Source organism: Actinacidiphila sp. bgisy145 (assembly GCF_057708125.1).
This window is the reverse complement of record NZ_JBYIRL010000010.1, coordinates 62,334-84,184: the sequence shown is the minus strand read 5'-3', so window position 1 is coordinate 84,184 and position 21,851 is coordinate 62,334. Positions and strand designations below refer to the sequence as shown.

General features: G+C 73.5%; 26 protein-coding genes. 21 read left to right on the top strand and 5 right to left on the bottom strand.

Features of this window, described 5'->3' with window-relative positions; all coding sequences use genetic code 11:
* Window positions 1-108: 108 nt before the first annotated feature.
* The 9 genes from map (at window position 109) to truA (ending at window position 6,024) form a co-directional block, all read left to right on the top strand.
* Window positions 109-945, top strand: a complete 837-nt coding sequence (map, locus tag AC3ERT_RS11460; RefSeq protein WP_335978222.1) for a type I methionyl aminopeptidase — start codon at window positions 109-111, stop codon at window positions 943-945.
* 185 nt (window positions 946-1,130) lie between these two features.
* Window positions 1,131-1,352: a translation initiation factor IF-1 gene (gene infA / locus AC3ERT_RS11455; protein WP_003956442.1), complete on the top strand. Its 222-nt coding sequence runs from the start codon at window positions 1,131-1,133 to the stop codon at window positions 1,350-1,352.
* 44 nt (window positions 1,353-1,396) lie between these two features.
* Window positions 1,397-1,510: a 50S ribosomal protein L36 gene (gene rpmJ, locus AC3ERT_RS11450; protein ID WP_003956441.1), complete on the top strand. Its 114-nt coding sequence runs from the start codon at window positions 1,397-1,399 to the stop codon at window positions 1,508-1,510.
* A gap of 186 nt (window positions 1,511-1,696) precedes the next feature.
* Window positions 1,697-2,077, top strand: a complete 381-nt coding sequence (gene rpsM, locus AC3ERT_RS11445) for a 30S ribosomal protein S13 (protein WP_335978219.1) — start codon at window positions 1,697-1,699, stop codon at window positions 2,075-2,077.
* Window positions 2,078-2,145: 68 nt separating this feature from the next.
* Window positions 2,146-2,550: a 30S ribosomal protein S11 gene (gene rpsK / locus AC3ERT_RS11440; protein ID WP_006376016.1), complete on the top strand. Its 405-nt coding sequence runs from the start codon at window positions 2,146-2,148 to the stop codon at window positions 2,548-2,550.
* 25 nt (window positions 2,551-2,575) lie between these two features.
* Window positions 2,576-3,202: a 30S ribosomal protein S4 gene (gene rpsD, locus AC3ERT_RS11435; protein ID WP_202235531.1), complete on the top strand. Its 627-nt coding sequence runs from the start codon at window positions 2,576-2,578 to the stop codon at window positions 3,200-3,202.
* A gap of 130 nt (window positions 3,203-3,332) precedes the next feature.
* Window positions 3,333-4,355, top strand: a complete 1,023-nt coding sequence (locus AC3ERT_RS11430; RefSeq protein ID WP_335978215.1) for a DNA-directed RNA polymerase subunit alpha — start codon at window positions 3,333-3,335, stop codon at window positions 4,353-4,355.
* 172 nt (window positions 4,356-4,527) lie between these two features.
* The gene (gene rplQ, locus AC3ERT_RS11425; RefSeq protein ID WP_335978213.1) at window positions 4,528-5,067 is read left to right on the top strand and encodes a 50S ribosomal protein L17; all 540 of its coding nucleotides are present in this window, start codon (window positions 4,528-4,530) and stop codon (window positions 5,065-5,067) included.
* Between the two features lie 111 nt (window positions 5,068-5,178).
* Window positions 5,179-6,024 carry a tRNA pseudouridine(38-40) synthase TruA gene (gene truA / locus AC3ERT_RS11420; RefSeq protein WP_435173884.1) on the top strand — a complete coding sequence of 282 codons (846 nt, stop codon included), beginning with the start codon at window positions 5,179-5,181 and terminating at the stop codon, window positions 6,022-6,024.
* 50 nt (window positions 6,025-6,074) lie between these two features.
* Here the strand turns inward: truA and AC3ERT_RS11415 are convergent, their stop codons facing one another.
* Window positions 6,075-7,544, bottom strand: coding sequence for a hypothetical protein (locus AC3ERT_RS11415; protein ID WP_435173882.1), 1,470 nt, complete (start codon window positions 7,542-7,544; stop codon window positions 6,075-6,077).
* Between the two features lie 76 nt (window positions 7,545-7,620).
* Here AC3ERT_RS11415 and AC3ERT_RS11410 point away from each other — a divergent pair, with 76 nt between their 5' ends.
* The 4 genes from AC3ERT_RS11410 to glmM all read left to right on the top strand — a co-directional run bounded on the left by AC3ERT_RS11410 (window position 7,621) and on the right by glmM (window position 12,087).
* Window positions 7,621-9,243: an ABC-F family ATP-binding cassette domain-containing protein gene (locus tag AC3ERT_RS11410; RefSeq protein WP_435173880.1), complete on the top strand. Its 1,623-nt coding sequence runs from the start codon at window positions 7,621-7,623 to the stop codon at window positions 9,241-9,243.
* Window positions 9,244-9,540: 297 nt separating this feature from the next.
* A complete protein-coding gene (gene rplM, locus AC3ERT_RS11405; protein ID WP_103886886.1) occupies window positions 9,541-9,984 on the top strand; it encodes a 50S ribosomal protein L13 in 444 nt (147 codons plus the stop codon).
* 39 nt (window positions 9,985-10,023) lie between these two features.
* Complete coding sequence (rpsI, locus tag AC3ERT_RS11400) at window positions 10,024-10,539, top strand: 30S ribosomal protein S9 (protein WP_202235538.1); 516 nt, start codon at window positions 10,024-10,026, stop codon at window positions 10,537-10,539.
* 189 nt (window positions 10,540-10,728) lie between these two features.
* Entirely contained in the window at window positions 10,729-12,087 is a 1,359-nt protein-coding gene (gene glmM / locus AC3ERT_RS11395; protein WP_335978208.1) for a phosphoglucosamine mutase, read from the top strand.
* Window positions 12,088-12,161: 74 nt separating this feature from the next.
* Here glmM and coaA read toward each other — a convergent pair whose 3' ends face one another.
* On the bottom strand, window positions 12,162-13,139 hold the full coding sequence (gene coaA / locus AC3ERT_RS11390) for a type I pantothenate kinase (protein ID WP_335978207.1): 978 nt from the start codon (window positions 13,137-13,139) through the stop codon (window positions 12,162-12,164).
* Window positions 13,140-13,237: 98 nt separating this feature from the next.
* Here coaA and AC3ERT_RS11385 point away from each other — a divergent pair, with 98 nt between their 5' ends.
* Window positions 13,238-13,606 (top strand): holo-ACP synthase, encoded by a 369-nt coding sequence (locus tag AC3ERT_RS11385; protein ID WP_435173878.1) that lies wholly within the window; start codon window positions 13,238-13,240, stop codon window positions 13,604-13,606.
* A gap of 2 nt (window positions 13,607-13,608) precedes the next feature.
* Here the strand turns inward: AC3ERT_RS11385 and AC3ERT_RS11380 are convergent, their stop codons facing one another.
* Window positions 13,609-13,869: a Txe/YoeB family addiction module toxin gene (locus AC3ERT_RS11380; RefSeq protein ID WP_435173876.1), complete on the bottom strand. Its 261-nt coding sequence runs from the start codon at window positions 13,867-13,869 to the stop codon at window positions 13,609-13,611.
* On the bottom strand, window positions 13,866-14,123 hold the full coding sequence (locus AC3ERT_RS11375; RefSeq protein ID WP_335978201.1) for a type II toxin-antitoxin system Phd/YefM family antitoxin: 258 nt from the start codon (window positions 14,121-14,123) through the stop codon (window positions 13,866-13,868). The genes AC3ERT_RS11380 and AC3ERT_RS11375 overlap by 4 nt, the downstream gene beginning before the upstream one ends.
* Window positions 14,124-14,234: 111 nt before the next feature.
* Between AC3ERT_RS11375 and AC3ERT_RS11370 the strand changes: the two genes are divergently transcribed.
* The 5 genes from AC3ERT_RS11370 to AC3ERT_RS11350 all read left to right on the top strand — a co-directional run bounded on the left by AC3ERT_RS11370 (window position 14,235) and on the right by AC3ERT_RS11350 (window position 19,954).
* Window positions 14,235-15,674 (top strand): NAD(P)H-hydrate dehydratase, encoded by a 1,440-nt coding sequence (locus AC3ERT_RS11370; protein WP_435173874.1) that lies wholly within the window; start codon window positions 14,235-14,237, stop codon window positions 15,672-15,674.
* A 682-nt stretch (window positions 15,675-16,356) separates the two neighbouring features.
* Entirely contained in the window at window positions 16,357-17,514 is a 1,158-nt protein-coding gene (gene alr, locus AC3ERT_RS11365) for an alanine racemase (RefSeq protein WP_435125111.1), read from the top strand.
* A gap of 116 nt (window positions 17,515-17,630) precedes the next feature.
* Complete coding sequence (locus tag AC3ERT_RS11360; protein WP_435173872.1) at window positions 17,631-18,878, top strand: alpha/beta fold hydrolase; 1,248 nt, start codon at window positions 17,631-17,633, stop codon at window positions 18,876-18,878.
* 11 nt (window positions 18,879-18,889) lie between these two features.
* On the top strand, window positions 18,890-19,510 hold the full coding sequence (gene tsaE, locus AC3ERT_RS11355) for a tRNA (adenosine(37)-N6)-threonylcarbamoyltransferase complex ATPase subunit type 1 TsaE (protein ID WP_435173870.1): 621 nt from the start codon (window positions 18,890-18,892) through the stop codon (window positions 19,508-19,510).
* A 219-nt stretch (window positions 19,511-19,729) separates the two neighbouring features.
* Window positions 19,730-19,954, top strand: a complete 225-nt coding sequence (locus tag AC3ERT_RS11350) for a hypothetical protein (RefSeq protein WP_435125102.1) — start codon at window positions 19,730-19,732, stop codon at window positions 19,952-19,954.
* 25 nt (window positions 19,955-19,979) lie between these two features.
* Here AC3ERT_RS11350 and AC3ERT_RS11345 read toward each other — a convergent pair whose 3' ends face one another.
* On the bottom strand, window positions 19,980-20,546 hold the full coding sequence (locus AC3ERT_RS11345) for a hypothetical protein (protein ID WP_435173869.1): 567 nt from the start codon (window positions 20,544-20,546) through the stop codon (window positions 19,980-19,982).
* Between the two features lie 99 nt (window positions 20,547-20,645).
* Between AC3ERT_RS11345 and tsaB the strand changes: the two genes are divergently transcribed.
* A complete protein-coding gene (gene tsaB / locus AC3ERT_RS11340) occupies window positions 20,646-21,311 on the top strand; it encodes a tRNA (adenosine(37)-N6)-threonylcarbamoyltransferase complex dimerization subunit type 1 TsaB (protein ID WP_335978187.1) in 666 nt (221 codons plus the stop codon).
* Between the two features lie 47 nt (window positions 21,312-21,358).
* On the top strand, window positions 21,359-21,850 hold the full coding sequence (rimI, locus tag AC3ERT_RS11335; RefSeq protein WP_335978527.1) for a ribosomal protein S18-alanine N-acetyltransferase: 492 nt from the start codon (window positions 21,359-21,361) through the stop codon (window positions 21,848-21,850).
* Window position 21,851 lies beyond the last annotated feature (1 nt).

The window sequence follows — 21,851 nt, the reverse complement described above, 5'->3', positions numbered from 1 at the left end:
GGGCCCGACCCGGGATCGGCGGGCGCACGGCAGCGGTGCACGGCAGTGGTGCACAGCAGTGATGCAAGGCAGTACGGACCCAAGGCAGCAAGGAAGGCGTCGGCCGCGATGGTGGAGCTGAAGACCGCGGAGCAGATCGCGAAGATGCGGGAGGCCGGTCTGGTCGTCGCGGCGATCCACGAGGCGACCCGGGCGGCGGCGGTGCCCGGCGCCACCACCAAGGACCTGGACGAGGTCGCCGCGAAGGTGCTCGCCGACCACGGGGCGAAGCCCAACTTCCTCGGCTACGGCGGCTTTCCGGGCAACATCTGCACGTCGGTGAACGACGTGGTGGTGCACGGCATCCCCGACGCGGTGACGGTGCTCAAGGACGGCGACATCCTCGCGGTGGACGCGGGCGCGATCGTGGACGGCTGGCACGGCGACGCGGCCTTCACCTGCCTGGTGGGCACCGGGCACGCCCCGGAGCTGGCCGAGCTGAGCCGGGTCACCGAGGAGTCCATGTGGGCGGGCATCGCCGCCTTCCGCAAGGGCAACCGGCTGGACGACATCTCGCAGGCGGTCGAGTCGTACATCCGCCGCCAGCCGCGGCCTTCGTCGGGCAAGTACGGCATCGTGGAGGGGTACGGCGGGCACGGCATCGGCAGCCAGATGCACATGGACCCGCACGTGCTCAACTACGTCACCAAGAAGCGCGGCCGCGGCATGCGGCTGGTGCCGGGGCTGTGCCTGGCGATCGAGCCGATGGTGACGCTCGGCACCCCGCACACCCATGTGCTGGAGGACGAGTGGACCGTCAAGTCCGACGACGGTTCCTGGTCGGCGCACTGGGAGCACAGCATCGCGCTGACCGAGCAGGGCCCGCTGGTGCTCACCGCCCCTGACGGCGGCCGGGCGAAGCTCGCCGAGTACGGCGTGACGGCCGCCCCCGACCCGCTCGCGTAGCGCCCCGCGGGGCCGCGAGCCGGTGCCGCGGCGGAGCCGCCGGCCCACCGGCGTAACGATCACGCTGCGTGGGCATACTTCTGGATTCGTCTTTCGTCGGCCGTTGCCGTAGACTCATATGTCGGCCCCGCGTGTCTTCCGGCATGTCCGGAGCCGACCCCGGTAGCCGATCCCGAAAGCAGGACATGGCCAAAAAGCAAGGCGCCATCGAGATCGAGGGCACCGTGATCGAGTCTCTGCCGAACGCGATGTTCAAGGTGGAGCTCCAGAACGGTCACAAGGTCCTCGCGCACATCAGCGGCAAGATGCGGATGCACTACATCCGTATCCTCCCGGATGACCGGGTCGTGGTGGAGTTGTCTCCCTACGACCTGACGCGCGGACGGATCGTCTACCGATACAAGTAACCCGCTTGTAGATCTCAGCACACGACCCGGAGAACCTCAGTCCCATGAAGGTCAAGCCGAGCGTCAAGAAGATCTGCGACAAGTGCAAGGTGATCCGCCGCCACGGCCGGGTCATGGTCATCTGCGACAACCTGCGCCACAAGCAGCGCCAGGGCTGACGCCCAGCCGACCACCCCTGCACCAGCAGAACTTCGCGCGACGCAGCACGCGTACATACGCAGTTCCCATCCCCGTCCCGGACGGGGATGACACCCCCGGAGGAGGCCGGGGACCTGTTCGTACCTGGTACGGCGGACAGGAACCGGAACTGCGGAAGACCTCCGAGAACACCAGGAGCCAAGCACATGGCACGCCTTTCAGGCGTTGACCTCCCGCGTGAGAAGCGCGTCGAGATCGCCCTCACCTACGTCTTCGGCATCGGGCGCTCGCGCGCCCAGGAGATCCTGAAGAGCACCGGTGTGAACCCCGACACCCGCGTCCGCGACCTTGCCGAGGAAGACCTCGTCAAGATCGGCAAGTGGGTCGACGACAACTACACGACCGAGGGTGACCTCCGCCGTGAGATCCAGGCCGACATCCGCCGCAAGGTCGAGATCGGCTGCTACCAGGGTCTGCGCCACCGTCGCGGCCTCCCGGTCCACGGCCAGCGCACTCACACCAACGCCCGTACCCGCAAGGGTCCGCGTCGCGCCATCGCCGGTAAGAAGAAGCCGGGCAAGAAGTAGTCCGACAGCCAGACCCCATCAGCGGTCTTCGCTGTAGGACCGATCACCTCCACCGGGAGTATTGACACATGCCTCCTAAGGGCCGTCAGGGCGCAGCCAAGAAGGTGCGCCGCAAGGAAAAGAAGAACGTCGCTCACGGGCACGCCCACATCAAGAGCACGTTCAACAACACCATCGTCTCGATCACCGACCCCGCCGGGAACGTGATCTCCTGGGCCTCCGCCGGTCACGTCGGCTTCAAGGGCTCGCGCAAGTCCACCCCCTTCGCCGCGCAGATGGCCGCCGAGTCGGCCGCCCGCCGCGCGCAGGAGCACGGCATGCGCAAGGTGGACGTCTTCGTCAAGGGTCCCGGCTCCGGCCGTGAGACCGCGATCCGCTCGCTCCAGGCCACCGGCCTGGAGGTGGGTTCGATCCAGGACGTCACCCCGACCCCGCACAACGGCTGCCGCCCGCCGAAGCGCCGCCGCGTCTGACCAGCTGAAACAGGAGAACTAGACAATGGCGCGTTACACCGGGGCCGACTGCAAGCGTTGCCGTCGGGAGAAGCAGAAGCTCTTCCTCAAGGGAGCTAAGTGCGAGAGCGCGAAGTGCCCGATCGAGATCCGTCCTTACCCCCCGGGTGAGCACGGACGCGGGCGCACCAAGGACAGCGAGTACCTCCTCCAGCTTCGTGAGAAGCAGAAGTGCGCGCGTATCTACGGTGTCCTCGAGAAGCAGTTCGTGAACTACTACAAGGAAGCGAACCAGAAGACCGGCAAGACCGGTGAGAACCTTCTGCGCATCCTCGAGACCCGCCTCGACAACGTGGTGTACCGGGCCGGCTTCGCCAAGTCCCGCGACCACGCCCGTCAGCTGGTCCGGCACGGACACATCACCGTCAACGGCCGCAAGACCGACATCCCGTCGGCCCGCGTGTCCGTCAACGACATCGTCGAGGTCCGCGAGCGGTCCCGTAACCTGACCCCGTTCGCGGTGGCGCAGGGCGAGGCCGGCGACCGGACGGTGCCCGCGTGGCTGGAGGCGAACGCCGGCAAGCTGCGGATTCTGGTGCACAGCCTGCCCGAGCGCCAGGTGATCGACACCCAGGTGCAGGAGCAGCTCATCGTCGAGCTCTACTCGAAGTAGTAGTCGGGTAGGAGTTCGCAGGTCACGGGCGGTGCGGCCGCCGTCGTACGACGGTTTCGCCGCGCCGCCCGTACCCTCGTAGTACAGGGGGCGTCAAATAGCGGGCGCCCACGACTGAAGGACCGAACACATGCTGATCGCTCAGCGTCCCTCGTTGACCGAAGAGGTCGTCGACGAGTTCCGCTCCCGGTTCGTGATCGAGCCGCTGGAGCCGGGCTTCGGCTACACCCTCGGCAACTCCCTGCGCCGTACGCTCCTGTCGTCGATCCCGGGTGCGGCTGTCACCTCGATCCGGATCGACGGGGTCCTGCACGAGTTCGCCACCGTGCCGGGCGTCAAGGAAGACGTCATCGACCTCATCCTCAACATCAAGCAGCTCGTCGTCTCCTCGGAGCACGACGAGCCGGTCGTGATGTACCTGCGCAAGCAGGGCCCGGGTGTGGTCACCGCCGCCGACATCGCGCCGCCGGCCGGTGTCGAGGTGCACAACCCCGACCTGGTGCTGGCCACGCTCAACGCCAAGGGCAAGCTGGAGATGGAGCTGACCGTCGAGCGCGGTCGCGGCTACGTCTCCGCGGTCCAGAACAAGCAGCAGGGCCAGGAGATCGGCCGCATCCCGGTCGACTCCATCTACAGCCCGGTGCTCAAGGTCACCTACAAGGTCGAGGCGACCCGTGTCGAGCAGCGCACCGACTTCGACAAGCTGATCGTCGACGTCGAGACCAAGCAGGCCATGCGGCCGCGTGACGCCATGGCGTCGGCCGGCAAGACCCTGGTCGAGCTGTTCGGCCTGGCCCGCGAGCTGAACGTCGACGCCGAGGGCATCGACATGGGCCCGTCCCCGACGGACGCCGCCCTGGCCGCGGACCTGGCGCTGCCGATCGAGGAGCTGGAACTCACCGTCCGCTCCTACAACTGCCTCAAGCGCGAGGGCATCCACTCGGTGGGCGAGCTGGTGGCCCGCTCCGAGGCGGACCTGCTCGACATCCGCAACTTCGGTGCGAAGTCGATCGACGAGGTCAAGGCGAAGCTCGCCGGGATGGGCCTGGCCCTCAAGGACAGCCCGCCCGGATTCGACCCGACCGCCGCCGCCGACGCCTTCGGCGCCGACGACGACGTGGACGCGGGCTTCGTGGAGACCGAGCAGTACTAGCCCCTGCGGGGCACGCGCCCCTGGTGGTTGCCCCTCGGGGCAGAACGGAACCTCCCGGGGCCCAGCCCCGGGAATTCCGGGGCTCGGCCCCGGGACACACGAGCCGGCAGCCGCCGGTTCGCACTGACATCGGTACCTGACACGGCCGGTGCAGCGTAGAAGGAGAAGGACCATGCCCCAGCCCGCTAAGGGAGCCCGTCTGGGCGGGAGCGCCGCGCACGAGAAGCTGCTGCTCGCGAACCTCGCGAAGTCGCTCTTCGAGCACGGCCGGATCACCACCACCGAGGCCAAGGCGCGCCGGCTGCGCCCGGTCGCGGAGCGGCTGATCACGAAGGCGAAGAAGGGCGACATCCACAACCGTCGCCAGGTGCTGCAGCAGATCACCGACAAGGGCGTCGTGCACACGCTCTTCACGGAGATCGCGCCGCGGTACGAGAACCGCCCGGGTGGCTACACCCGCATCACCAAGGTCGGTCCCCGTCGCGGCGACAACGCCCCGATGGCGGTCATCGAGCTGGTCGAGGCCCTGACCGTGCAGCAGAACGCGGTCGGCGAGGCCGAGGCCGCCACCAAGCGCTCCGCGAAGGACCGCGCCGGTGACGAGGCCCTGGCCGAGGCCAAGAAGGACGACGCCCCGGTCGAGGACGCCGCTCCGGCGGACGCCGAGCCCGAGGACGCCGCTCCGGCGGACGAGGAGTCCAAGGACGCCTGAGCGTCCTGACGGTTCCGGAACACAGCCAGCGGGCCCGCCCCCTCCGGGGGTGCGGGCCCGCTGGCCGTATGGCGGTGCGGCGTGGTGGTTCGAGGCGCGGAGGAGCGACGGGTGAGCGAGCAGCCGGCGGATGGGCTGGTGCGGGTGCGGTTGGACCTGGGGTACGACGGGGCGGACTTCTCCGGGTGGGCGAAGCAGCGCAGCCGGCGGACGGTGCAGGGGGAGTTGGAGTCCGCGATCGCGACGGTGCTGCGGCTGCCGGAGCCGGTCGAGCTGACGGTGGCGGGGCGGACCGACGCGGGGGTACACGCGCGGGGGCAGGTGGCGCACGTGGACCTGCCCGCGGAGGTGTGGGAGCGGGAGAGCGGGAAGCTGCGGCGCCGGCTGGCCGGGCGGCTGCCGTGGGACGTACGGGTGTGGGGGGTGGCGCAGGCGCCGCCCGGTTTCGACGCCCGGTTCTCGGCGGTGTGGCGCCGGTACGCCTACCGGATCGGCGACCACCCGGGCGGGGTGGACCCGCTGCTGCGCGGCCATGTGCTGTGGCACGACCGGCCGGTGGACGTGGAGCTGATGAACGAGGCCGCGCGCCTGATGCTCGGGGAGCACGACTTCGCCGCCTACTGCAAGAAGCGGGAGGGCGCGACGACCATCCGGACCCTGCTGGACCTGTCGTGGGAGCGCAGCGCCGACGGGCTGGCGGTGGCGACCGTACGGGCCGACGCGTTCTGCCACAACATGGTGCGGGCGCTGGTCGGCGCGATGATCCTGGTCGGCGACGGGCACCGGCCGGTCGGCTTCCCCGCGGAGGTGCTGGCCGGGCGGGAGCGGCACTCGGCGGTCAACGTGGTGCGGCCGCACGGGCTGACGCTGGAGGAGGTCGGCTACCCGGCGGACGAACTGCTGGCCGCGCGCAGCCGGGAGGCCCGCAACATGCGGACGCTGCCCGGCTGCCGGTAAGGACCGCTCTCCTGGGAGGGCGGCCCTTACCCGCTGCCTTACCCGCCGCCTTACTGGCTGTTCGCCTGGGCCTGGGCCGCGTCCCGGCCGCGCTGGACGATCCGCTGGAAGGCGAAGTCCGAGGCGTCGTTGGCGGCCTGGGCGCCGGTGGTGTTGGACGCGGTGAGGGTCTTGCCGTTCTTGAAGCCGGAGATCGCGAAGTAGGCGTAGCGGCCGACCGAGTTCGACGTCATCTGGCAGGCCACGGCGTGGCAGAAGTCGGCGATGCCGCCGCCGTTGAGCGGCCGGACGTACTGGGCGACGCTGTGCACCTTGGTGGCGTGCGCCTTGTCGGCGAAGACCGCGACGCCGACGGTGACGGCGATGGCGCCGTTGGTGTAGGTGGCGCGCAGCATCTTGGTGCAGCCGTTGGCGGCGAGCGAGCCGGAGAGCTGGCCGCCGGCGGCCGCCGCGCACGAGGAGGTGCTGGCGATGTTGGTCTTGGTGTAGGTGCGCCCGGCCAGCACGAACGTCTTGCCCGGGAAGAGCGACGCCGCGCTGAGGGGCGCCTTGTCCTTCGCCGCGGAGGAGATGAAGTCCAGCGGGTTCTCCGGCGAGGGCGGGGCGACGGAGGAGAAGGACGGCTCGGGCGGCAGCGACTGCCGGCCGGTGCTGCCCGTCGACCCGCTCGGGTCGGCGATCGGGTGGTCGGAGTGGTGGCCGGACACCACCACGGCCGTGGCCACGCCGCCCGCTATCACCGCGACGGCCACGGCCCCGCCGACCAGCATCATCACCTTGCGGCGGCGCTGGGCGCCGCTGGCCTGCTCCTCGGCGAGCGCGCTCCAGTCGGGGGTCCCGGGTGCGTCGGCGCCCGCCGCCGGCCCGTTCGCCGGGGGAGCCGCGGGGCCCGCGCCCGGGCCGCCGGTCTGCTGCGGCCGGGGGAAGCCGTAGCCGCCCTGGGCGGCGCCGGGAGCGGCGCCGGGCGGCTGCTGTTGCGGGAAGCCGTAGCCGCCCTGCTGCGGGGTGCCGGGGGCGGCAGGGCCCTGGCCGGCTGCGGGCGCCTGCGGCTGGGGCTGCGGCTGGGGCTGCGCGGGCTGCTGCTGGGGGAAGCCGTAGCCGCCTCCTTGCGGCCCCGGCGCGGCCGGTCCGCCCTGGGACGCGGCGGGCGCGGCGGGCGCGGCAGGCCCGGCTGGCCCGGCGCCCTGGAAGCCCTGGCCGCCTTGGCCCCCCGGGCCGGTCTGGCCCCCGGAGCCGGGCGCACCAGCCGCACCGGCCGCACCGGCCGCACCGGGCGCACCCGGCCGGAAGCTGTACGGGCTCTCGGGGGCGCCGCCCCCGGCCGCGGGCGGCTGCGCGCCCTGTGCGCCCTGTGCGCCCTGCTCCTGCGGGGACCGCTCCTGCTGCGGCGGCCCGGCGAAGCCGCGCCGGGGGTCTGACGTGCGGGAGGGAATGACGCGTCCCTCCAGGACCTCGCGGGGGCCGTCGGAGGCTTGGTTACGGGGTTCCTGCGGGGGCTGCTGCCCCGGCCCTTCACTCATGTGGCGCATCATATGGCCGCAGCGGCCGCGGAAAAGGACTTGGGGCGGGTCCACAGGGACAGGGAGAATCCGGACCATGGGTCACGTCGAAGCCGCGCACATCGAGTACTACCTCCCGGACGGACGGGCGCTGCTCGGCGACGTCTCGTTCCGGGTCGGGGAGGGCGCCGCGGTGGCCCTGGTGGGGCCGAACGGAGCGGGCAAGACCACACTGCTGCGGCTGATCTCCGGCGAGCTGAAACCGCACGGCGGCGGTGTCACCGTCAGCGGCGGCCTCGGCGTGATGCGCCAGTTCGTGGGCAGCGTCCGCGACGACCGCACCGTGCGCGACCTGCTGGTGTCGGTGGCGCACCCCCGTATCCAGGCCGCGGCCAAGGCCGTCGACGCCGCCGAGCTGGCGATCATGGCGCAGGACGACGAGCCGGCGCAGATGGCGTACGCCACGGCGCTGAGCGAGTGGGCCGAGGCGCGCGGCTATGAGGCGGAGACGCTGTGGGACATGTGCACCATGGCCGCGCTCGGGGTGCCGTACGACCGGGCGCAGTGGCGCGAGGTGAAGACGCTCTCGGGCGGCGAGCAGAAGCGGCTGGTGCTGGAGGCGCTGCTGCGCGGCCCGGACGAGGTGCTGCTGCTGGACGAGCCGGACAACTACCTGGACGTGCCGGGCAAGTGCTGGCTGGAGGAGCAGATCGCGCTGACCCGCAAGACGGTGCTGTTCGTCAGCCACGACCGCGAGCTGCTGTCGCGCACCGCGGAGAAGATCGTCAGTGTGGAGACCGGTCCTGCCGGGTCCACCGCGTGGGTGCACGGCGGCGGGTTCGACACCTTCCACGAGGCCCGCAAGGAGCGCTTCGCGCGGTTCGAGGAGCTGCGCCGCCGCTGGGACGAGGAGCACGCCAAGCTCAGGGCGATGGTGCTGCGGCTGCGGCAGCAGGCGGCCAACAGCCCGGACATGGCCTCGCGCTACCACGCGGCGCAGACCCGGCTGCGGCGGTTCGAGGAGGCGGGGGCGCCCCAGGAGCCGCCGCGCGAGCAGGACATCCGGATGCGGTTGCAGGGCGGCCGGACCGGGGTGCGGGCGGTCACCTGCGAGCAGCTCGAACTGACCGGCCTGATGCGGCCGTTCGACCTGGAGGTGTTCTACGGCGAGCGGGTCGCGGTGCTGGGGTCCAACGGTTCGGGCAAGTCGCACTTCCTGCGGCTGCTGGCCGGGGACTCCTCGGTCGCGCACAGCGGGACGTACAAGCTGGGCGCCCGGGTGGTGCCCGGGCACTTCGCGCAGACCCACGCCCACCCCGAGCTGGCCGGCCGCACCCTGGTGGACATCCTGTGGGCCGAGCACTCCCGCGACCGCGGCCGGGCGATGTCGGTGCTGCGGCGGTACGAACTGGAGCGGCAGGGCGACCAGACCTTCGACAAGCTCTCCGGCGGGCAGCAGGCCCGCTTCCAGATCCTGCTGATGGAACTCCAGGGCACCACCGCGCTGCTGCTGGACGAGCCGACGGACAACCTCGACCTGGAGAGCGCGGAGGCCCTCCAGGACGGTCTGGAGGCCTACGACGGCACGGTCCTCGCGGTCACCCACGACCGCTGGTTCGCCCGCAGCTTCGACCGCTACCTCGTCTTCGGCTCCGACGGCCTGGTCCGCGAGACCCCGGCCCCCGTGTGGGACGAGCGCCGTGTCGAAAGGCCCCGCTGACCGTCGGCCGGCGCGGGCCGCAAGGTCCCGCAACCGGCGGGACGGCCGGCCCCGGAGGGTCCGTCCGCACCCCCGGAGGGACGCGTTTTGACCCGGCAGGGACCACCCGGGTATTCTGCGATGTCGTTATGCGTATTGGCTTGCTCTATCTCACGTGAGAGGCCCTTACGCCGGTCCACCGGGCCGATGACCAGCGGTAGGCCCATGGGTTGCGTCCCCTTGTGCCACCAGGGCTGTCGTGATCGCCGGGTGGCCTTGTCAGGACCAACTCACCGAAGATAGCGAAGGCTAACGACCGTGCGTACGTACAGCCCCAAGCCCGGCGACGTTCAGCGCCAGTGGCATGTCATCGACGCGCAGGACGTCGTCCTGGGTCGCCTGGCCACCCAGGCCGCGACCCTCCTGCGGGGCAAGCACAAGCCCATCTACGCGCCCCACGTCGACACCGGTGACTTCGTCATCATCATCAACGCCGACAAGGTGCACCTGTCCGGGAACAAGAAGACCCAGAAGATGGCCTACCGCCACTCCGGGTACCCCGGCGGTCTGCGCTCCGTGCGCTACGACGAGCTGCTGGCCAAGAGCCCGGAGAAGGCCGTCGAGAAGGCCGTCAAGGGCATGCTCCCCAAGAACACCCTGGGCCGCCAGATGCTCACCAAGCTGAAGGTCTACTCGGGCGACCAGCACCCGCACGCTGCGCAGCAGCCGGTGCCGTTCGAGATCACCCAGGTCGCGCAGTAGTCCCGGCCACCTGCTACCAGAAAGAACCTGAGGAGAATCGTGGCTGAGACCACCGCCGAGACCCCCGTCGAGGGCGAAGAGTCCTACGACGAGATCACGACCTTCGAGTCCGAGGCCGTCGAGGGTGAGTACACCTCCGAGTCCCTGGCCTCCCGCTTCGGCGACCCGCAGCCGGCCGCCGGCACCGGCCGCCGCAAGCGCTCCATCGCCCGCGTCCGGATCATCCCCGGCAGCGGCAAGTGGAAGATCAACGGCCGCACCCTCGAGGGCTACTTCCCCAACAAGGTGCACCAGCAGGAAGTCAACGAGCCGTTCAAGGTGCTGGAGCTCGACGGTCGTTACGACGTCGTCGCCCGTATCTCCGGCGGCGGCATCTCCGGCCAGGCCGGTGCGCTGCGCCTGGGTGTCGCCCGTGCGCTCAACGAGGCGGACGTCGACAACAACCGCGGCCCGCTCAAGAAGGCCGGCTTCCTCACCCGTGACGACCGCGCGGTCGAGCGGAAGAAGGCCGGTCTGAAGAAGGCGCGCAAGGCGCCGCAGTTCAGCAAGCGCTAGTCGTCCCGGCGGGGGAGCCGGGCGGTCCGCCCCCACCCCCGCTCGACGCGCGACGCAACGCCCCGGAGGCACATCGGTGCCTCCGGGGCGTTCGCATGATGAGCTAGGGGCGTATATGTGTGCTTGTACGACCCGGCAGGTTCGTGGCACACGCAAGCAGAGCCGCCGCATCGCATCGGAGGAAACACTGTGGGACGACTCTTCGGCACCGACGGGGTGCGGGGCATCGCCAACGTCGACCTGACCGCGGAGCTGGCGCTCGGCCTGTCGGTCGCGGCGGCACACGTACTGGCCGAGGCGGGCAGCTTCGCCGGGCACCGGCCGGTGGCCGTGGTCGGGCGCGATCCACGGGCCTCGGGCGAGTTTTTGGAGGCCGCCGTGGTGGCGGGCCTGGCCAGCGCGGGCGTGGACGTCCTGCGCGTCGGTGTGCTGCCCACTCCCGCGGTGGCGTATCTCACCGGCGCGCTGGGCGCCGACCTCGGCGTGATGCTCTCCGCCAGCCACAACGCGATGCCGGACAACGGCGTCAAGTTCCTCGCCCGCGGCGGCCACAAGCTCGACGACGAGCTGGAGGACCGGATCGAGGCGGTCTACGAGGAGCACCGCACCGGCGCCCCCTGGGTGCGCCCGACCGGCGCCGGCGTCGGCCGGGTCCGGGACTACGACGAGGGCTTCGACCGGTACGTCGCCCACCTCGTCGCGGTGCTGCCCAACCGGCTGGACGGCCTGAAGATCGTCCTCGACGAGGCGCACGGCGCCGCCTCCCGGGTGTCGCCCGAGGCGTTCTCCCGGGCCGGCGCCGAGGTCGTCACCATCGGCGCCCAGCCCGACGGCCTCAACATCAACGACGGCTGCGGCTCCACCCACCTGGACCTGCTCAAGGCCGCCGTGGTCGAGCACGGCGCGGACCTGGGCATCGCGCACGACGGCGACGCCGACCGCTGCCTGGCCGTGGACGCCTCCGGCGAGGAGATCGACGGCGACCAGATCCTCGCGGTGCTGGCGCTGGCGCTGCGCGAGCAGGGCGCGCTGCGGGAGAACACCGTCGTCGCCACGGTCATGTCCAACCTCGGCTTCAAGCTGGCGATGGAGCGCGAGGGCATCAACCTGGTGCAGACCGCGGTCGGCGACCGCTACGTCCTGGAGTCGATGAAGGAGCACGGCTACGCGCTCGGCGGCGAGCAGTCCGGGCATGTCATCGTGCTGGACCACGCCACCACCGGGGACGGCACCCTGACCGGGCTGCTGCTGGCCGCCCGGGTCGCGGCCACCGGCCGGCCACTGGCGGACCTGGCCGGCGTCATGCGGCGGCTGCCGCAGGTGCTGGTCAACGTGCCCGACGTGGACAAGGAGCGGATGCCGCGCACCCCCGAACTGGCCGTGGCCGTCAGCCAGGCCGAGGCCGAACTCGGCGCCACCGGCCGGGTGCTGCTGCGCCCCTCGGGCACCGAGCCGCTGGTGAGAGTGATGGTCGAGGCCGCCGACATCGACCACGCGCGCACGGTGGCCGGGCGGCTGGCCGACCTGGTCAAGGCGACGCTGGGCTGAGGACGGCGGGCGCGGCGCGGCGGCCGTACGGGCCCCGCGCCGCGCCCGGCACCTTCGTACCGGGCGGCCGGCCCTCAGAGCTTGCGCAGCCGCAGCCGCTGCACCTTGTGCCCGGCGCCCTTGCGCAGCACCAGCGTGGCGCGGCCGCGGGTGGGCAGCACGTTCTCCTCCAGGTTGGGCAGGTTGACCGTCCGCCAGACCATGCGGGCGTAGGCCAGCGCCTCGTCCTCGGGCACCTGGGTGTACTTGCGGAAGTAGGAGTCCGGGTCCTGGAAGGCGGTGTCGCGCAGCTTGCGGAACCGGCCGAGGTACCACTGCTCGATGTCCTCGGTGCGCGCGTCGACGTACACGCTGAAGTCGAAGTGGTCGGCGAGGCCGATCCGGGTGCGGCCGTCCGTGCCGGGCAGGGCGGGCTGGAGGACGTTGAGCCCCTCGACGATCAGGATGTCCGGGCGGCGCACGGTCAGCCGCTCGCCGGGCACGATGTCGTAGCTGAGGTGCGAGTAGACCGGCGCGGTCACCTCGGGGCGGCCGGACTTCACGTCGGCGACGAAGCGGACCAGCGCACGGCGGTCGTAGGACTCGGGGAAGCCCTTGCGGGCCATCAGCCCGCGCCGCTCCAACTCGGCGTTGGGCAGCAGGAACCCGTCGGTGGTGACCAGTTCGACCTTCGGGTGTTCCGGCCAGCGGGCGAGCAGTTCGCGCAGCACCCGGGCGGTGGTGGACTTGCCGACCGCGACGCTGCCGGCGACGCCGATCACGAACGGCGTGCCGGGCTGGGCGCCGGCCCGGCCCGCGGCCGACCCGAGGAAGGTGTTGAGCGCGCCGCGCAGCCCGCTGTGCGCGGCGATGTACAGGTTCAGCAGGCGGGACAGCGGCAGGTAGACGTCCTCGACCTCCTCCAGGTCGACGACGTCGCCGAGCCCGCGCAGCCGCTCCACCTCCTCTGCGGTGAGCGGCAGCGGGGTGCGGTCGCGCAGGGCGCTCCACTGGGCGCGGGTCAGGTCGACGTAGGGACTCGTGGCGGCGGCGGGCGGCGGCGTGGTCGGCACCGGAACATTGTCCAGCGCGCGCTGGGCGCCTCTAAGCTGACCCCCATGGACGCCCACCCACCGCAGGACGAGCACACCGCTGCGACGGCGGGCGCGGCATGATCGTCGGGGTCGGCATCGACGTCGCCGAGATCGAGCGCTTCGAGGCGGCCCTCGCGCGCACCCCGTCGATGGCCGCGCGCCTGTTCACCCCCACCGAGCTGCTGCTGCCCTCCGGCGCGCCCCGCGGCTCCGCCTCCCTGGCGGCCCGCTTCGCGGCGAAGGAGGCCCTGGCCAAGGCGCTCGGCGCCCCCGCCGGCCTCCAGTGGCTCGACGCCGAGATCACCACGTCGCCCACCGGACAGCCCCACCTCGCCGTCCAGGGCACCGTCGCCGCCCGCGCCGCGGCCCTCGGCGTCCGCAGCTGGCACGTCTCCCTCTCCCACGACGCCGGCATCGCCTCCGCGGTGGTCATCGCCGAGAGCTGAGGTCAGCCCTCGTAGTGGTAACGGCAGGCGGCGATCCGGACCTCGTCCTCGACCACCTTGTAGACGAGGCGGTGTTCGTCGGTGATGCGGCGGGACCAGTAGCCCTGGAAGCCGTGCTTCAGCGGCTCCGGCTTGCCGATGCCCTCATTGCCGTTGCGCTCGATGTCCTTGATCAAGGCGTTGATGCGCTTGAGCACTTTGCGGTCCTGGGTCTGCCACCAGACGTAGTCGTCCCAGGGCGCATCGTCGAAGACGATCTTCACTCGTCGTCGACCAGTTCACGGGGGGCGCCGGCGCCGCTCTCCAGCCGGTCGATCGACGCGAGGAGTCGGCGCGCATTGGCCGGGCTGCGGAGCAGGTACGCGGTCTCGCGAAGTGATTCGTACTCGTCCAGCGAGATGATCACCACCGGGTCGTGGCCGGCGCGAGTGATGACGACCTCTTCGCGGTCGCTGTTCACCGAGTCCAGCACCTCGGCGTACCGGGCACGAGACTCGGAGTACGTCATGGTCTTCATGGCACCTCCTTGTTGTACGGAAAATTGTACAACACGCGCGGCCCGGGGTGGCGTGGCGAGGAGTTGGAGGGGTCCGTAGGCTCGGGTGGGGCGCCGAGGGGAAGGTTGCTGATGAGGTACGGGCACAGTGTGGAGAGCGTGCGGCGGGCCGAGGCGGCGCTGATGGCGCGGGTGCCGGAAGGCGCGCTGATGCAGCGGGCGGCCGCCGGGCTGGCCGGCGCGGGCGCGGACCTGCTCGGGCGGGTGTACGGCGCGCGGCTGGCGGTGCTGGTCGGCAGCGGCGCCAACGGCGGGGACGCGCTCTTCGCGGCGGCCCGGCTGCTGCGCCGGGGCGCGGCGGCGACGGCGGTGCTGCTGGCCCCGGAACGGGCCTACGCCGAGGGCCTGTCGGCGTTCCGGTCGGCCGGCGGCCGGGTGGCCGCCGCGGAGGAGGGCGCGCGGGTCGTCGCGCGCGCGGACCTGGTGCTGGACGGCGTCACCGGCATCGGCGGCCGGGGCGGGCTGCGCCCGCAGGCGGCCGAACTGGCGGCGGCCGCGGCGGACGGTCCGGCCGCGGTGCTCGCCGTGGACCTGCCCAGCGGGGTGGACGCCGACACCGGCGAGGTGCACGGCCCGGCGGTCCGCGCGGACGCGACCGTCACGTTCGGCACGTACAAGCCCGCGCTGCTGATCGACCCGGCGGCGCAGTACGCCGGGGCGCTGCGGCTGGTGGACATCGGCCTCGGCGGCGACCTCGGGGCGCCCGAACTCGAAGCGCTCCAGCACGCCGACGCCGCGGCGCTGCTGCCGCGGCCGACCGGGGAGAGCGACAAGTACCGGCGGGGCGTGGTCGGGGTGGCCGCCGGCTCCGAGCGGTACCCGGGCGCGGCGGTGCTCGCGGTGTCCGGGGCGCTGCGCGGCGGCGCCGGCGCGGTGCGGTATGCCGGGCCCGGCGGCACCGCGGTGCTGGCCCGGCACCCCGAGACGCTGGTCTCACCCGGTTCGCCGCGCTCCGCGGGGCGGGTGCAGGCGTGGGTGGTCGGGCCCGGGCTCGGCGACACCTCGGACGCGCGCACCGCCGTGGACGACGCGCTGGCCTCGGACGTGCCGATCCTCGTGGACGCCGACGGGCTGCGCCTGCTCACCCCCGAGGCGGTCAAGCGGCGTACGGCGGCCACCGTGCTGACCCCGCACGCCGGTGAGGCGGCCGCGCTGCTCGGATGGGCCCGCGAGGACGTCGAGGGGCGCCGGCTGCACGCCGTACGGGAGTTGGCCGCGCGCTTCGGGGCGACCGTGCTCCTCAAGGGCTCCACGACCCTCGTCGCCGACCCCGACCCGGGCCGCCCGGTCCGCGTCAACCCCACCGGCACCGCCTGGCTCGCCACCGCCGGCAGCGGCGACGTCCTCTCCGGCCTCACCGGCTCCCTCCTCGCCGCCGGCCTCGCCCCCCAGGACGCCGCCTCCCTCGGCGCCTACCTCCACGGCCTCTCCGCCCGCCTCACCCCCACCCCCCTCACCGCCCTCGACCTCGCCGACTCCCTCCCCTCCGCCTGGCACAACCTCCTCCCCTGAGCATCACGGCAAACTGCCCAGAGGGTGCCCTTCGGTGCCGCGGCAACCTCCGGCGAACCGTAGCGGCGGAGGGTGCCGTTCGGGGGCGCGGGGAACTGCGCGCTCAGCCGGCCACCGGCGAGTTGTCGGCGACGATCGCGGAACCGTAGCGGCGGGTTGCCGCCCTGGCGGGCGGAGGGTGCCGTTCGGGGGCGCGGGGAACTGCGCGCTCAGCCGGCCACCGGCGAGTTGTCGGCGACGATCGCGCAGCCGTAGCGCCGGGTTGCCGCCCTGGCGGGGCGGAGGGTGCCCTTCGGGGGCGCGGGGAACTGCGCGCCCAGCCGGCCACCGGCGAGCTGTCGGCGACGATCGCGGAACCGTACCGGCGGGTTGCCGCCCTGGCGGGCGGAGGGTGCCGTTCGGGGGCGCGGGGAACTGCGCGCCCAGCCGGCCACCGGCGAGCTGTCGGCGACGTCCGGGAAGCCGTACCGGCGGGTTGCCGTACTCCACAGACGTCGGGCAGCCGGCGACGCCCGGAAAACCGCAGCGGCGGGTCGCCGCCCCCCGCCCGGCCACAAACCCTCGCACCGACCAGGTCCAGGCCCCCGAGCCCGCAGCCTGCGACACTTACAGACGAAACCGAACCGACCCGAACCCGCCCCCGCAAAAAGCCCCCTGCAAGGACCCGCAAGGACCTGCCACCATGCCCACCCCCTCGCCCCTCCCCCCCGCGCTGCGCGCCACCGCCCTGATCGACCTCGCCGCGCTCCGCTCGAACGTCGCGGCCCTGCGCGCGCACGCGCCCACCGCCGCGTTCATGGCGGTGGTGAAGGCCGACGCGTACGGCCACGGCATGGTGGCGTGCGCGCGCGCCGCACAGCAGGCGGGCGCGCAGTGGCTGGGCGCGGCCACCCCGCAGGAAGCGCTGGCCCTGCGCGCGGCCGGCCTCACCGGTCGCGTCCTGTGCTGGCTGTGGACCCCCGGCGGGCCCTGGCAGGAGTGCGTCGAGGCCGACATCGACGTGACGGTCAGCGCCCGTTGGGCCCTGGACGAGGTGGTCGCCGCGGCCCGCGCGGCCCAGCGCACCGCCCGCGTCCAGCTGAAGATCGACACCGGGCTGGGCCGCAACGGCGCGCAACCCGCGGACTGGCCGGACCTGACCCGCGCCGCCCGCGCCGCGGAGCGCGAGGGCACCATCCGCGTCACCGGGGTGTGGTCGCACTTCTCCTGCGCCGACGAACCCGACCACCCCTCGATCGCCCGCGAACTCGCCGCGTTCCGCACCGCGCTGGCCCAGGCCGCGGACGCCGGGCTCGACCCGGAGGTGCGGCACCTGGCGAACTCGCCCGGCACCCTCACCCTCCCCGAGGCGCACTTCGACCTGGTGCGGCCCGGCGTCGCGATGTACGGGATCTCCCCGGTGCCCCAGCTCGGCGCCCCCGCGGACTTCGGGCTGCGCCCGGTGATGACGCTGGCCGCCCGGCTCGCCTCGGTCAAGCGCGTCCCCGGCGGGCACGGCGTCAGCTACGGCCACCGCTACGTCACCCCGGGTGAGACCACGCTTGCGCTGGTGCCCCTGGGGTATGCAGACGGTGTGCCGCGACACGCGTCGGGCACCGGCCCGGTACTGGTGGCCGGCAAATGGCGCACGGTGGCGGGACGGGTGGCGATGGACCAGTTCGTGGTGGACCTCGGCGGTGACAGCGCGGCGCCGGGCGACGAGGCGGTGCTCTTCGGCCCGGGCGACGCGGGCGAGCCGACCGCCGAGGACTGGGCGCGCGCCTGCGGCACCATCGCCTACGAGATCGTCACCCGGATCGGCGCCCGGGTGCCGCGGCTGTACGTCGGCGAGCCGGCATGAGTACCTGCGCCCCCGTCCGCGCGCGAGCCTGTGTCCTCGTCCCCGCCGCGCCGGTGCGCGGCCGCCCGCGGGGACCGTACGGCCGGAGCGGCTGACCGATGGCGGAGGGAGCGGGGATGAAGTGGGAGCGGGCCGGGCTGGTCGGTGCCGCGATCGGCGTGGTGGCGGCGGGCGCGGCCGCGGGCGTGGCGATCGAGCGGGCCACCGTGGGCCGCGGGGTGCGCCGCCGCGCACAGCTCGCCCTCGACGCCGCCGGCCCGTACGGCAGCCTGCGCGGCACCCCCGGCATCGCCGTCGCCGAGGACGGCACCGAGCTGTACTACGAGGTCGACGAGGCGCCGCCCGCGCCGCGGTCCGAGACCGAGCCGGAGCCGGTGCGCCCGCCGCGGGCCGCCAGGCGCGGCTGGCTGCGCGGGCGCGGCGCGGACCCGGGGCCGGAGGCGGGCAAGGGCGCCGGTGCGGGCGGGCCGCGGCCGCCGCTCACCGTGGTCTTCTCCCACGGCTACTGCCTCAGCCAGGACTCCTGGCACTTCCAGCGGGCGCTGCTGCGCGGCGTGGTGCGCTCGGTCTACTGGGACCAGCGCAGCCACGGCCGCAGCGAGCGCGGCCGGGACCAGCTCGCGGGGGAGCCCGCCACCATCGACCAGTTGGGCCGCGACCTGAAGGCGGTGCTGGACGCGGTGGCGCCGGAGGGCCCGGTGGTGCTGGTCGGGCACTCCATGGGCGGCATGACGGTGATGGCCTTCGCCGACCAGTACCCGCGGTACGTCCGCGAGCGCGTCGCCGGGGTCGCGCTGATCTCCACCGCGTCGGGCAAGCTCGCCGCGGACACGCTCGGGCTGCCCGCGGTCGGGGCGCGGGCGTTCCGCGCGGTCGCGCCCGGGCTGCTGCGGGTGATGGGCCGGCAGGCGGAACTGGTGGAGCGCGGCCGGCGGGCCACCGCCGAGCTGTTCGGGGGCGTCATCAAGCGCTACAGCTTCGGTTCGAAGGACGTCGACCCGGCCGTGGCCCGGTTCGCCGAGCGGCTGATCGAGGCCACCCCGATCGACGTGGTGGCCGAGTTCTACCCGGCGTTCACCGCACACGAGAAGAGCGAGGCGCTGGCCGCGTTCGACGGTCTGCCCGCGCTGGTGCTGGCCGGGAGCGCGGACCTGCTGCTGCCGAGCGCGCACAGCGCGGAGATGGCGGCGCAGCTGCCGGCCGCCGAGCTGGTGGTGGTGCCCGGCGCCGGCCACCTGGTGCTGTTCGAGCGGCCCGAGCTGGTCGGGCCGGCGCTGGCGGCACTGGTCGCCCGGGCCGCGGAGGGCGCGCGCGTGCCCGTACCGCCGCGGCTGCGCGAGCTGACGGCCGCGCTCGACGCGTAGCATTCGCCACCATGGGCAATCCGCACGACCCTTATCCCGCGGGCGCGGGCACCGCCGAGGACGCGCACGCGGTCCGGATCACCGTACACACCGCGGAAGACATGCGTGAGCTGGGCAGACGGCTCGCCGCGCTGCTGCTTCCCGGCGACCTGGTGCTGCTCACCGGCGAGCTTGGCGCGGGCAAGACCACGCTCACCCGGGGACTGGGCGAGGCGCTCGGCGTGCGCGGGGCGGTGACCTCGCCGACGTTCGTCATCGCCCGGGTGCACCCCTCGCTCACCGGCGGTCCCGCGCTGGTCCACGTGGACGCCTACCGGCTGGGCGGCGGGCTGGACGAGATGGAGGACCTGGACCTCGACGTCTCGCTGCCGGAGTCCGTGGTGGTGGTGGAGTGGGGCGAGGGCAAGGTCGAGGACCTGTCCGACGCGCGGCTCCAGGTGGTGATCGGCCGCACGCTCGGCGAGGAGCGCGGCCGCGCGAAGGGCGGCGCACACGGCACGGAGGGAGCCGCGGCCGGAGCGGATGCCGGGCCCGGCGCGGAGCCGGCGGAGGGCGACGACACCCGTGAGGTGACCGTGATCGGGATCGGGCCGCGCTGGGCCGGTCAGGACCTGGCGCCGCTGGTCCTCTGAGCGGCCCGCGCGGGCCGCAGGTTCGCGCCGACACTCTGTCGGGAAGATGTTGCGCGGGAGCGGGTGGCCGTGGTGTGCTGGTAGCGGCCGCCCTCTTAGGGTTGCCTAACTTCTCTCCCCGGGGAGGCGCGCATGACGTCCCACGGCGACGCTGCCGCACAGGCTCCGGCACCGACGGCGCCAGCGGAGCCCGTGGTGCCCGCAGGACCCGAAACGCCCATGGCGCGCGAAACACCCGCAGCGCCCGACACAGCCGACGCGCCCGCCGGGCCGGTGGAACCCGGTGCCGCCGGGGCCGGCCCCGAGCCCGCCTGCGCGGTGCCCTCGGTGCGGGACCTCCTCGTGGCCTGCGCGGCCGCCCGTACGGTCTCCACCCCGCCCTCCTGCGACGAGGACGAGGAGCGGCGCGCCGCCCCGGAGCACCCGGAGCGCCGTACGGCGTAAGGGCCGCCCTCCATGCGGCCGGGGATTACGGCACCACGGCCACGAGGGAGCCCGTGGGCGCGTGCTGCCAGAGCACGGCCGCGTCGTCGGGCGCCTCGCGGATCACGGCGCCGGAGGCCCCCGCGCTCGCGGCGGGCGCGAATCCGACGTTCACTCCATCGGTGGATGCGAAGAGCACGACCTGCCCGCGCTCGCGGGCGAAGACGCGGTGCGTGCCGCGCGCCGGGGCGATCCGGCCCGCGCGCACTTCGTAGGTACGCAGCACCCCGCCCCGCTCGTCGACCAGCCACACCCGGTGCCGGCCGAGGCTGTAGACGACCCGGGCGCCGTGCCCGCCGGCGGAGGGGAGCGCGGTCGGCGCGGCGGACGCGGGGGAGCCGGACGCCGTGGCCGGCGGGGCGGGCGTGCCGCTCGCGCCCCCGTGCGCGCCGCCCGCGGGGTGGCGGGGCGGCGCGTCCACCGCGGCCGCCGTGAGCACCCCCACCACCGCGATCGCCGTCGCGAGGAACCCGGCCACCGCGACCCCCGAACCGATCCGCACCACGGCCGCCGTCCTCCCGCCGGGTCGGCCCACCGCCGCACCGGCTGTCATATATGCCGAATAAGGCTTTTGTCTGAATTGAACGTAGCAGTCAGGCCGGCTGCGCCCCTGGCGCCCCGCCGCGCCGCCCGCGCGCCGTAGGCTTGGGGCGTGCTGCTGCTTGCCTTCGACACCGCCACACCCGCCGTGACCGCCGCCCTGCACGACGGGGAGCAGGTGCTCGCCGAGTCCACCGTGATCGACGCGCGCCGGCACGGCGAACTGCTGGTGCCCGCCGTCGACCGGGTGCTGGCCGCCGCCGGCCGCGCCCTCGCCGACGTCACCGGCGTCGTGGTCGGCACCGGCCCCGGCCCGTACACCGGGCTGCGGGTGGGCCTGGTCACCGCCGCGTCCTTCGGCGACGCGCTCGGCGTGCCCGTGCACGGCGTCTGCACGCTCGACGGGCTGGCCTGGGCGGCCGGTGAGGCCGGGCTCGACGGCCCGTTCGCGGTGGCCACCGACGCCCGCCGCAAGGAGGTCTACTGGGCGCGCTACGACGGCCCGCTGCACCGCGCCGGCGAGCCCGCCGTGGACCGCCCGGCCGACATCGCCGCCGCGGTCGCCGGCCTGCCCGCGGTCGGCGCGGGCGCCGCGCTCTACCCGGAGGTCTTCACCGACCACCGCCCCGACCCGGCGCACCAGTCGGCCGGCGCGCTCGCGGCGCTCGCCGCCCACCGGCTGGCCGCGGGCGAGGAGTTCGGGCCCGCCCGGCCGCTGTACCTGCGCCGCCCCGACGCCCAGGTGCCGGCCGGCTACAAGGCGGTCCTGCCGAAGTGACCGAGCACACCGGCGCGGCCCCCGCGGGCGGAGCCACCCTGCGGGCCATGCGCTGGTGGGACCTGGACGCCGTGACCGCCCTCGAACAGGACCTCTTCCCCGAGGACGCCTGGTCGCGCGGCATGTTCTGGTCCGAACTCGCCGACGCCCGGCACCCGGCCGCCACCCGCACCTACCTGGTCGCCGAGCAGCAGGACGGGCCCGCCCCGCGGATCGTCGGCTACGCCGGCTTCGCGGCCGTGGCCGGCACCGGCGACGTGCAGACCATCGCCACCGCCCGCGACCAGTGGGGCAGCGGCCTCGGCGGCCGCCTGCTCACCGAACTGCTGCGCGCGGCGACCGCCGCCGAGTGCCACGAGGTCCTGCTGGAGGTGCGGGTGGACAACCCCCGCGCCCAGCGCCTCTACCAGCGCTTCGGCTTCGAGCCCATCGGCGTGCGCCGCGGCTACTACCAGCCCGGCAACGTGGACGCGCTCGTGATGCGGCTGTCCGACCCGGCGCGCACCTTCGCCGTTGACCTTGAGGAACCGAGGATCTGAG